The 11,047-nt window shown below is 70.7% G+C and carries 8 protein-coding genes; 2 read left to right on the forward strand and 6 right to left on the reverse strand.

Translation table 11 applies throughout. The annotated features are described in order from the left end of the window. Positions 1-271 (forward strand): helix-turn-helix domain-containing protein (locus OFY01_RS11105; protein ID WP_266598788.1); only part of this gene is annotated, 271 nt, incomplete at its 5' end. Here the strand turns inward: OFY01_RS11105 and OFY01_RS11110 are convergent. Beyond that, positions 260-850, reverse strand: a complete 591-nt coding sequence (locus OFY01_RS11110; RefSeq protein ID WP_266598790.1) for a TetR/AcrR family transcriptional regulator — start codon at positions 848-850, stop codon at positions 260-262. The two genes, OFY01_RS11105 and OFY01_RS11110, sit on opposite strands and share 12 nt — an antisense overlap. A gap of 96 nt (positions 851-946) precedes the next feature. Between OFY01_RS11110 and OFY01_RS11115 the strand changes: the two genes are divergently transcribed. Then, positions 947-2,440, forward strand: a complete 1,494-nt coding sequence (locus OFY01_RS11115) for an MFS transporter (protein ID WP_266598792.1) — start codon at positions 947-949, stop codon at positions 2,438-2,440. A gap of 116 nt (positions 2,441-2,556) precedes the next feature. On the opposite strand, the gene serA is transcribed toward OFY01_RS11115, so the two are convergent. From serA to OFY01_RS11140, 5 genes are all read right to left on the reverse strand, one after another. After that, entirely contained in the window at positions 2,557-4,158 is a 1,602-nt protein-coding gene (serA, locus tag OFY01_RS11120; RefSeq protein ID WP_266598794.1) for a phosphoglycerate dehydrogenase, read from the reverse strand. A gap of 257 nt (positions 4,159-4,415) precedes the next feature. Then, a complete protein-coding gene (gene ilvC / locus OFY01_RS11125; RefSeq protein WP_266598796.1) occupies positions 4,416-5,417 on the reverse strand; it encodes a ketol-acid reductoisomerase in 1,002 nt (333 codons plus the stop codon). Positions 5,418-5,554: 137 nt separating this feature from the next. Continuing rightward, complete coding sequence (gene ilvN, locus OFY01_RS11130) at positions 5,555-6,079, reverse strand: acetolactate synthase small subunit (RefSeq protein ID WP_266598797.1); 525 nt, start codon at positions 6,077-6,079, stop codon at positions 5,555-5,557. Between the two features lie 35 nt (positions 6,080-6,114). Next, complete coding sequence (locus OFY01_RS11135; protein WP_266598799.1) at positions 6,115-7,965, reverse strand: acetolactate synthase large subunit; 1,851 nt, start codon at positions 7,963-7,965, stop codon at positions 6,115-6,117. A gap of 245 nt (positions 7,966-8,210) precedes the next feature. After that, positions 8,211-11,047: putative bifunctional diguanylate cyclase/phosphodiesterase (locus OFY01_RS11140; protein ID WP_407700319.1), on the reverse strand; the 2,837-nt coding region annotated here is incomplete at its 5' end.

The raw sequence follows: 11,047 nt of genomic DNA on the forward strand, positions 1-11,047 counted from the left end.
GTACCGGCTGCTGACGGCGCTGCCGCCGGAGGCCGCGCACGATCCGGCGGTGGAGCCGCTGCTCGCGCCCGCGCACCGGCAGCTGGCGCGCACGGCCGAGGTGTTCCTGGACTGCGCGGGCCAGGCAGGCCGGGCGGCCGCGGCGCTCGGCATCCACCGCCAGACCCTCTACTACCGCCTCTCGCGCGTCGAGCAGCTCACCGGCCTCGACCTGGACGAGGGCGAGGACCGGCTGCTGCTGCACATGGGGCTCAAGGCGTCACGGCTGTGAGGCGCCCGCGCCCTCGGCCGCCTCAATCAACTGCCGTACACCTTCGGTGAGTTCGTCGGCGCTGGGCGCTGTCTCGGGGTCCAGCATGTACTGCGCGATCACTCCGGACATCAGGCACATGTAGAGCTTGCCGAGCGTGTCGACGGCCGGATCGTCGGCGGGGGGCTCCTCGCCCCCGAGGAACATCGGGATGAGCCCGCGTCCGCCCTCGCGCTGCGCTTGCGCGACGAACTCGCGCACAGCGGGCAACTTGTCGCCCATGACGACGAGTTCCATCCCCAGGTGCCACATGGAGCCGGGCTTGCCCATGGTACCGATCACGTTGGCCCACACCTCGCGGAAGCGCTCCAGCGAACCGGCCTCGGCCGCCAGACCGCCCCGGTCGAAGTCGTCCGAGTGGTCCTCGACAAGAGCCACGTACGCCTGCGCGAGCAGCGCGTCCTTCGAGCCGTAGTGATAGCCGATCGACGCCAGGTTGGCGCCGGACTCCTTGACGATGTCGCGCGCGGTCGTGCGCACGAACCCCTTCTCCAGCAGGCACCGCTTGGCGCCTTCGAGCAGATCCTCACGGTGTCCCATGTCCTCACCCTACCCCGGCCCCATACGAACGTCTTACACAACCGTTCTATACGCTCGTACTAGACAAGCGTTTAAGACGGTCGTATGGTTCCTGGCATGACACACACGACGAGCACCATCCAGCAGGCGTCGCCGACCGGCGCCGAGAGCACCACCACGCGTGCGGGGCGCAAGGAATGGACCGCGCTGGCCGTCCTGATGCTGCCGTTGCTCCTCGTCTCCATGGACGTCTCCGTCCTCTACTTCACGGTCCCCGCGATCAGCGCCGACCTGCGGCCGACCGGCACCCAACAGCTGTGGATCTTCGACATCTACGGGTTCGTGCTCGCGGGCCTGCTGATGACGATGGGCTCGCTCGGCGACCGGATCGGCCGCAGGCGGCTGCTCCTGACGGGCGCGGCGGCCTTCGGCGCCGCCTCGCTCCTCGCCGCGTACTCCGACAGCGCCGCGACCCTGATCGCCGCCCGCGCGGTCCTCGGCATCGGCGGAGCGACACTGATGCCCTCGACCATGGGCCTGCTGCGCACGATGTTCACCGACCCCGGTCAGCGGGCGAAGGCGATCGGACTGTGGTCCGGCGTCATGACCGGCGGTATCGCGCTCGGTTCGGTGATGAGCGGCATCCTCGTCGAGCATTTCTGGTGGGGCTCGGTCTTCCTGGTCAACCTGCCCGCGATGGCGCTGCTGCTGGTCCTGGGCCCGGTGCTGCTGCCCGAGTCGAAGAACCCCTCGCCCGGTCGCTTCGACTGGCCGAGCGTGCCGCTGTCCATGGCCGCGGTGCTCCCGCTGATCTACGGCCTCAAGGAGATTCCCTCAGAGGGCTTCCACCCGCTGTACGTCGCCTCGGTCGCGGTCGGCCTCGGCTTCGCCGTGCTGTTCGCGCGGCGGCAGCGCCGCACGGCGTCGCCGCTGATCCCGCCGGGGCTGCTGCGCGGCCGGGGCTTCACCCCGGCGCTCGTGCTGACCTTGGTGTCCGCCTTCGCAATGATGGGCTCGGCCCTCTTCACCACGCAGTACCTGCAGTCGGTGCTCGGCAAGAGCCCGCTCAGCGCAGCGCTGTGGAGCCTGCTGCCGTCGGTGTTCATCGGGGTCGCGGGGCCGCTCGCCACGCGGCTCGTGCAGCGGGGCGTGGCCCGGGGCCGGGTGGTCGCGGCCGGGTTCGCGGTCAGCGCGGCGGGTTACGCGATGCTCGTCCCGGCCGGTACGGATTCCCTGTGGCTGGTGCTGGCCGCGGCCGGGGTGCTCGCCTCCGGCGTCGTCATGGTGCTGTCCCAGCTGACCGACCTCGCCATGGGCACCGCCCCGGTCGAGCAGGCGGGGACGGCGTCCTCGCTCCTGGAGACCGGTACGGAGTTCGGCGGGGCGCTCGGGATGGCGGTGCTCGGGTCGATCGGTACGGCGGTCTACCGCCACGGGGTCGCCGCCGCTCCGGCTCAGGCCAGGCAGACGCTGGGCGGGGCGATCGCCACGGGTGACCACGCGGTGATCGCCTCCGCGCGGGAGGCGTTCACCTCCGGGATGCACGTGGCGTCCGTGACCGGGGCGGTGGTGCTGGTCGGGGCGGCGGTGCTTGCGGGGCGGCGCCTTTAGGGACGCTGCGCGCTCAGCAGGAGAAAAGACGCAGACGCGTCCGCTCGGAACATGAGCGGACGCGTCTGCGTCTCTTCGTCGGTTGCTCGCGCGGTTCCCCGCGCCCCTGGCGGCACCTACACCAGGTTCACCGAACGGGCCGAGGTCGCGCCGATCTCGGACGCGAGCTCGTTGAGCACCGCCTGCGGCACCGTGTCGTCCACCGTCAGGACCGCGAGGGCCTCGCCGCCCACGTCGGCCCGAGCGACCTGCATGCCGCCGATGTTGATCCCGGCCTCGCCCAGGACGCGGCCCACCGTGCCGACGACACCGGGACGGTCCTCGTAGCGCAGCACCACCATGTGGTCCGCGAGACCGAGGTCCACGTCGTAGTCGCCGACCGCGACGATCTTCTGCAGGTGCTTGGGGCCCGCCAGCGTGCCGGAGACCGAGACCTCCTGGCCGTCGCCGAGGGTGCCGCGCACGGTGACCAGGTTGCGGTGGTCGGGCGACTCGCTCGACGTCGTCAGGCGGACCTCGACGCCGCGCTCCTGCGCGAACAGCGGGGCGTTCACATAGGAGACCGTCTCGTCGACGACGTCCTCGAACACGCCCTTGAGCGCGGAGAGTTCGAGCACCTTCACGTCGTGCTGGGTGATCTCGCCGTAGACCTCGACGTCGAGGCGGACCGCGACCTCACCGGCGAGCGCGGTGAAGATGCGGCCGAGGCGCTCGGCGAGCGGCAGGCCCGGCTTGACGTCCTCGGCGATCACACCGCCCTGGACGTTGACCGCGTCGGGCACGAGCTCACCGGCGAGGGCGAGGCGCACGGAGCGGGCGACGGCGATGCCCGCCTTCTCCTGGGCCTCGTCCGTGGAGGCGCCGAGGTGCGGGGTGCAGACGACCTGGTCGAACTGGAAGAGCGGCGAGTCCGTGCACGGCTCCTTCGCGTACACGTCCAGGCCCGCACCCGCGACGCGGCCCTCCTTGAGCGCCGAGTAGAGCGCCTCCTCGTCGACGATGCCGCCGCGCGCGGCGTTGACGATGCGCACGGTCGGCTTGACCTTGTGCAGTGCGTCGTCGCCGATCAGGCCGACCGTCTCGGGGGTCTTGGGAAGGTGGACGGTGATGAAGTCGGAGACCTCGAGCAGCTCGTCCAGCGAGAGGACCTTCACGCCCATCTGCGCGGCGCGCGCGGGCTGCACGTACGGGTCGTAGGCGACGACCTTCATGCCGAAGGCGGACATCCGCTGGGCGACGAGCGCGCCGATCCGGCCGAGGCCGACGACGCCGAGCGTCTTCTCGGCCAGCTCCACGCCGGTGTACTTGCTGCGCTTCCACTCGCCGTTCTTCAGCGCGGCGTTGGCCTGCGGGATGTTGCGGGCGGTGCCGAGCAGGAGGCCGCAGGCGAGCTCGGCGGCGGTGACGATGTTGGAGGTCGGGGCGTTGACGACCATCACGCCGGCCTTGGTGGCGGCGGAGACGTCCACGTTGTCCAGGCCGACGCCGGCTCGTGCGACGACCTTCAGCTTGTTCGCGGCGGCGATCGCCTCGGCGTCCACCTTGGTGGCCGAGCGGATCAGGATCGCGTCGACGTCGGCGATGGCGGGGATGAGCTCGGCCCGGTCCGCGCCGTTGCAGCGGCGGATCTCGAAGTCGGGGCCCAGGGCGTCGACGGTCGCGGGCGACAGTTCTTCGGCGATGAGTACGACGGGTTTGCCGTTGGCAGGAGTGCTCACGTGGTCCTCACAAGTCCCATTGCGGACGGCCGTCCCGACGGCCGCAGGCGGTGGAGGGGGTGTCAGGGCCCGTCCGACAGGTCAGGCCCCAGCCGCGTGGAAGACGCACGACGCTGTGGGCCCGACGCGAAGGTAGTTCAGAAGTGTAGTGGCGAGGGAGCGACGGACATACGCCTCCCCGGAAGGATCACCCGTCCGTGGCTGGACGGGATGGACAACGGGGTCGCGGCGACTGCCGCGACCCCGTGTCCGAAGGCTCACGCCTCGTCGTTGTCCACCCAGCTCATCAGCTTGCGCAGCTGCTTGCCGGTGGTCTCCAGGAGGTGGTTCTCGTCCTGCGTCTTGTACTCGTTGTACTTCTTCAGGCCCGAGTGGTACTCGTCCATCCAGTTACGGGCGAACGTGCCGTCCTGGATCTCGGCGAGGACCTTCTTCATCTCGGCCTTGGTGGCGTCCGTGATGATCCGCGGGCCGGTGACGTAGTCGCCCCACTCGGCGGTCTCGGAGACCGACCAGCGCATCTTCTCCAGGCCGCCCTCGTACATGAGGTCCACGATGAGCTTCAGCTCGTGCAGGCACTCGAAGTAGGCGATCTCCGGCTGGTAGCCCGCCTCGACCAGGGTCTCGAAACCGGCCTTGACCAGGGCGGAGGTGCCGCCGCAGAGCACGGCCTGCTCGCCGAACAGGTCGGTCTCGGTCTCCTCGGTGAAGGTCGTCTTGATGACGCCGGCGCGGGTGCCGCCGATGCCCTTCGCGTAGGAGAGGGCCAGCTCGAAGCCCTTGCCGGTGGCGTCCTGCTCGACCGCCGCGATGCACGGGACGCCGCGGCCCTCCTCGTACTGGCGGCGGACCAGGTGGCCCGGGCCCTTCGGGGCGACCATGCAGACGTCGACGTCGGCCGGGGGCTTGATGAAGCCGTAGCGGATGTTCAGGCCGTGGCCGAAGAACAGGGCGTCGCCCGCCTTCAGGTTGTCCTTGACGGACTCCTCGTAGACCTTGGCCTGGATCGGGTCCGGGACCAGGATCATGATGACGTCGGCCTCGGCGGCGGCCTCGGCCGGGGTGACCACACGCAGGCCCTGCTCCTCGGCCTTCGCCTTGGACTTGGAGCCCTCGTGCAGACCGACGCGGACGTCGACACCCGAGTCGCGCAGGGACAGCGCGTGGGCGTGGCCCTGGGAGCCGTAGCCGATCACCGCGACCTTGCGGTTCTGGATGATGGACAGGTCGGCGTCGTCGTCGTAGAACAGCTCGGCCACTGGGGATCTCCTTGGTGTGCTGATGTTGCGTCCCACCGTACGGCGGGCGAGGGCGGAAAGGTCTCGGGTCTCGCTATGCGAGCAGGGGGCGCGCGGGTGCGGTGCGCGGGCGCCCGGCAGGCACCCGCGCACCCGCGTCACGCGCTGCGGTCGAGGGCGCGCAGGCTCCGGTCGGTGATGGAGCGCGAGCCGCGGCCGATGGCGATGGTGCCGGACTGGACGAGTTCCTTGATGCCGAACGGCTCCAGCATGCGGAGCATGGCCTCCAGCTTCTCGCTGGAGCCGGTGGCCTCGACGGTGACGGCCTCCGGGGAGACGTCCACGGTCTTGGCACGGAACAGCTGGACGATCTCGACGATCTGCGAGCGCGTCTCGTTGTCGGCGCGGACCTTGGCGAGGACGAGTTCGCGCTGGACGGCGGCGCCCGGCTCCAGCTCGACGATCTTCAGGACGTTGACGAGCTTGTTGAGCTGCTTGGTGACCTGTTCGAGCGGCAGGTCCTCGACGCTCACCACGATCGTGATGCGGGAGATGTCGGGGTGCTCGGTGACTCCGACGGCGAGCGAGTCGATGTTGAAGCCGCGGCGCGAGAACAGCGCGGTGATCCGGGCCAGGACGCCGGGCTTGTTCTCGACCAGGACGGAGAGCGTGTGCTTGGACATGGGTGTCGTTCCTCTGCTTGTTGTCCGGTCGGCTCTCAGTCGTCTTCGCTGTCGCCGAAGTCGGGGCGAAGGTCCCGGGCGGCCAGGATCTCGTCGTTGGAGGTGCCGGCGGCGACCATCGGCCAGACCATGGCGTCCTCGTGGACGATGAAGTCGATCACGACGGGGCGGTCGTTGATCGCGTTGGCCTCCTCGATGCACGTGTCGAGGTCCTCGGGGCGCTCGCAGCGGATCGCGTGGCAGCCCATGGCCTCGGACAGCTTCACGAAGTCCGGGACGCGCGTGCCCTTGTTCGGCGGGGTCTCGCCCTCCGGTCCCGCGTGCAGCACGGTGTTGGAGTAGCGCTGGTTGTAGAACAGGGTCTGCCACTGGCGGACCATCCCGAGGGCGCCGTTGTTGATGACGGCGACCTTGATCGGGATGTTGTTCAGGGCGCAGGTGGTGAGCTCCTGGTTGGTCATCTGGAAGCAGCCGTCGCCGTCGATGGCCCAGACCGGCTTGTCCGGGGCTCCGGCCTTGGCGCCCATGGCGGCGGGGACCGCGTAGCCCATGGTTCCGGCGCCGCCGGAGTTCAGCCAGGTGGCGGGCTTGTCGTAGTCGATGAAGTGCGCGGCCCACATCTGGTGTTGGCCGACGCCCGCGGCGAAGATCGTGCCCTCCGGGGCGAGTTGGCCGATCCGCTGGATCACCTGCTGCGGGGACAGGGAGCCGTCCTCGGGCAGGTCGTAGCCGAGCGGGTAGGTCTCGCGCCAGCGGTTCAGGTCGTTCCACCAGGCGGTGTAGTCGCCCTTGTGCCCCTCGCTGTGCTCCTTCTGCATCGCCTGGACCAGGTCGGCGATGACCTCGCGGGCGTCGCCGACGATCGGCACGTCGGCCTCGCGGTTCTTGCCGATCTCCGCGGGGTCGATGTCGGCGTGGACGATCTTCGCGTACGGGGCGAAGCTGTCCAGCTTGCCGGTGACACGGTCGTCGAACCGGGCGCCGAGCGCGACGATCAGGTCGGACTTCTGCAGGGCGGTGACCGCGGCGACGCTGCCGTGCATGCCGGGCATGCCCAGGTGCTGCGGGTGGGTGTCGGGGAACGAGCCGAGCGCCATCAGCGTGGTGACGACCGGGGCGCCGGTCAGCTCGGCCAGCACCTTCAGCTCGGCGGTGGCACCGGCCTTCATGACCCCGCCGCCGACGTAGAGGACGGGGCGCCTGGCACCGGTGATGAGCTTCGCGGCCTCGCGGATCTGCTTGGCGTGGGGCTTGGTCACCGGCCGGTAGCCGGGCAGGTCCATCTGCGGCGGCCACGAGAACGTGGTCTGCGCCTGAAGCGCGTCCTTGGCGATGTCGACGAGGACCGGGCCCGGACGGCCCGTGGAGGCGATGTGGAACGCCTCGGCGATGGTCCTCGGGATGTCCTTGGGGTCCTTGACCAGGAAGTTGTGCTTGGTGATCGGCATGGTGATGCCGACGATGTCCGCCTCCTGGAAGGCGTCCGTGCCGATCGACTTGGAGGCGACCTGGCCGGTGATCGCGACGAGCGGCACCGAGTCCAGGTGCGCGTCGGCGATCGGCGTGACCAGGTTGGTGGCGCCGGGGCCGCTGGTGGCCATGCAGACGCCGACCTTGCCGGTGGCCTGCGCGTAGCCGGTGGCCGCGTGGCCCGCGCCCTGCTCGTGGCGGACGAGGACGTGCCGGACCCGCTTCGAGTCCATCATCGGGTCGTACGCGGGAAGGATCGCACCGCCGGGGATGCCGAACACGGTGTCGGCCCCGACCTCCTCGAGCGAGCGAATGAGGGACTTCGCACCCGTGACGTGCTCGACGGGGGCGGACTGCTGTCCTCCGGAACGGGGCCGCGGCTGCGGGCGGCCGGCCCCGGTGGCCTGCTCGGTCATCGGCATTCTCTTCTCGATGCTGAGGGTTTTTGCGAGGTTTGTGCAGGGTTCTTACGGTGTGCGTCCAGCGCCGGTGCAACAAAAAACCCCTCGTGCCATGAGGCAAGCGAGGGGAGCGCGCCGGGTGCGGTCGCCGGGGATGCCGATGCGGTCATCGGTGGGTCCCGGCTTCAGCCGACGCGCTTTCCAAGTACGAGAATTCGGGTGCGCATGGCACAGACCCTCCCCCCGGGGCGCAACAACTGTCAAGTGGGTGGGACAGGAGTCTCATTATGTGAGCGCCGGGGCGGCGCGCCGGGCACGCCCACGCAGACCCGCTCGATCGGCCCGGCGGGCACCGGGTACTGCCCACGGGCCAGCGCGCGGCGCAGCCGGTACTCGTCGAGTGCCCCGGAGAACGCCGCGCCCTGCCCGTGCGTACACCCCATGGCGCGCAGCGCGACCACCTGCTCGGGCAGGTCCACGCCGTCCGCCACGGAGGTCAGGCCGAGGTCTCCCGCTATGCGAAGCAGACCACTGGTGATCTTGTGCAGGCGGGCGGACTCGACGACACCCTCGACCAGAGTGCGGTCCAGCTTGAGGATGTCGACGGGGAGGCGGCGCAGCGCGGCGATGGCCGCGTAGCCGCTGCCGAAGCCGTCGAGGGCGATCCGGACGCCGAGTCTGCGCAGGGCGGTGAGGCGCCGCTCCAGCTCGTCCAGGGGTGCTCTGGGGTCGTTGTCGGCCAGTTCGATGACGAGGGCGCCCGACGGCAGCCCGTGCCGCGTCAGGAGCGCCTCGACGGAGCCGAGCGGCATCGACCGGTCGAGGAGCCTGCGGGCGCTGACCCGGACGGACACGGGTGCGGCGTGCCCGCTGCGGCCGCGCTCGGCCGCCTGCTCGACGGCCTCCCCCAGCGTCCAGCGGGCGAGGTCGGCGGCGCGCTCGCTGTCGTCGGCCATCCGCAGGAACTCGGCGGGGGTGAACAGGATGCCCTGGGCCGAGCGCCAGCGGGCCTGGGCGGCGACCGCCGTGATCCGGCCGTCGTCGAGACGGACGACGGGCTGGTGCAGCAGCGCGAACTCGCCCTCGTGCAGGGCGCTGCGCAGCCGGGTGGCCAGCTCCGCCTTGCGTACGACATCGGCCTGCATCTGCGGCGCGTACAGCTCGACGCGGCCCTTGCCGGCGGCCTTGGCCCGGTACATGGCCAGGTCGGCGTTGCGCAGCAGCTCGCCCGCCGTGATGTCCGGTTCGGCGAAGGCGACGCCGATGGAGGCGGCGACCCGGACGCCGTCGCGGCCGTCGATGGTGTATGGCTGGGACAGGGTCAGGCGCAGCCGGTCGGCCAGCTCGTAGACCTGCTGTTCGCGGGCGCCGGGGTCCCGGCCGCCGTCGCCGACGATGATCGCCGCGAACTCGTCGCCGCCGAGGCGGGCGGCGGTGTCCGAGGAGCGCACGGAGTCGGCGAGGCGCCTGGCGGCCTGGACGAGCAGTTCGTCGCCCGCCTGGTGGCCGATCGTGTCGTTGACCTGTTTGAAGCCGTCGAGGTCGATGAAGAGCACGGCGGTGCCCCGGTCGCTGGCCCGCCGCCCGGTGAGGGCCTGGGCGACCCGCTTGGTGAACAGGGCCCGGTTGGGCAGGTCGGTGAGCGGGTCGTGCTCGGCGTTGTGCTGCAACTGGGCCTGGAGCCGCACTCGTTCGGTCACGTCTCTGCTGTTGAGGATCAGGCCGCCGTGGTGGCGGTTGATCGTGGACTCCACGTTCAGCCAGCCCCCGGCCCCGGAGCGGAAGCGGCATTCGATCCGGGTGGTGGGCTCCTCGACCTGGCTGGCGGCGAGGAATCTGCGCACCTCGTGCATGACGCGGCCGAGGTCGTCGGGGTGGATGATCGAGGCGAGTTCGCAGCCGACCAGGTCGTCGGCGTCCCGCCCGTAGACCCCGGCGGCGGCCGGGCTGACGTAGCGGAGGACGCCGTTGGGCGCGGCGATCATGATGACGTCGCTCGACCCCTGGACGAGGGACCGGAAGTGGTTCTCCTTCTGGGCGAGCTCCCGGGTGAGGGTGATGTTGTCGAGGAGCATGATGCCCTGGCGCACGACGAGGGCCAGGACGACCGTGCAGGCCGTGAAGAGCACGACCCGGTCGACGCGGTGGCCGTTCAGCACGTTGCAGAGAATTCCCAGGGTGCACACGGCCGCGGCGAGGTACGGGGTGAGCGCGGCGAGCGAGCCGGAGATCGGCCGGGTCTGGCTGACCTGGTAGCGCCCCGACGGGTCGTACCCGGCGTCGGCGTCGGCCGCGCCGCCGCGCGGGCCCACCCACGGCGCGTAGGCGAGCAGCAGCGAACCGGCGAACCAGCCCGCGTCGAGGATCTCGCCCGAGCGGTAGCTGGCGTGCAGCAGCGGCGAGGTGAACAGCGCGTCCGAGAGCACGGTCGTGGCGAGCGCGCCGATCGCCGTGTTGACCGCCTTCCGATTGCCGGGCGACCGTCTGAAGTGCAGCGCGAGCACCATGCTGACCAGCGCGATGTCGAGGAGCGGATAGGCGAGCGAGAGCGCGGTGCGCCCGACGCTCTGCCCGTCGTACTCGGCGGTGCGCGCGAGCGCGAGGCTCCAGGACAGGGTGATCAGGGATCCCGCGATCAGCCAGGCGTCGAGCGCGAGGCAGATCCAGCCGGCCTTCGTCACCGGCCGTTTGGCCAGCACGAGCAGGCCGATGATCGCGGGCGGCGCGAAGCACAGGAAGAACAGGTCGGCGGGGCTCGGGGTGGGCACCTCCTGGGACAGCACGACCTCGTACCAGCCCCACACCCCGTTGCCCAACGACGCCATGAGCGACGAGACGGCGAACAGGAGCCAGGCGGATCGAAAACGGCTGCGGCGGCTGCGCGCGTAGAGGAAGTTCGAGACGGCGGCGGCGAGCGCGGCGGCGCTCAGCCCGAAGTCCCCCATGAACAGCGCGAGTCGGTGCGAGCCCCAGTCGCAGGCGGCCCCCGTCGCGTATCCGGCGCACAGCAGGGCGACGAGCAGCCGCGGCAGGGTGTCGCTCCGCTCGGTCCGGGCGGGCGGGGCAGGAGGACGGGCGGGCGGGCGCGGCGCGGGCG

It is taken from the genome of Streptomyces beihaiensis (assembly GCF_026274175.1).
Lineage (GTDB): Bacteria > Actinomycetota > Actinomycetes > Streptomycetales > Streptomycetaceae > Streptomyces > Streptomyces beihaiensis.

Bases quoted from the DNA above. Each gene is read 5' to 3' on its own strand.
- OFY01_RS11115 (WP_266598792.1), top strand. From the start codon at position 947: ATGACACACACGACGAGCACCATCCAGCAGGCGTCGCCGACCGGCGCC.
- OFY01_RS11135 (WP_266598799.1), bottom strand. From the start codon at position 7,965: ATGACCGAGCAGGCCACCGGGGCCGGCCGCCCGCAGCCGCGGCCCCGT.
- ilvN (WP_266598797.1), bottom strand. From the start codon at position 6,079: ATGTCCAAGCACACGCTCTCCGTCCTGGTCGAGAACAAGCCCGGCGTC.
- OFY01_RS11110 (WP_266598790.1), bottom strand. From the start codon at position 850: ATGGGACACCGTGAGGATCTGCTCGAAGGCGCCAAGCGGTGCCTGCTG.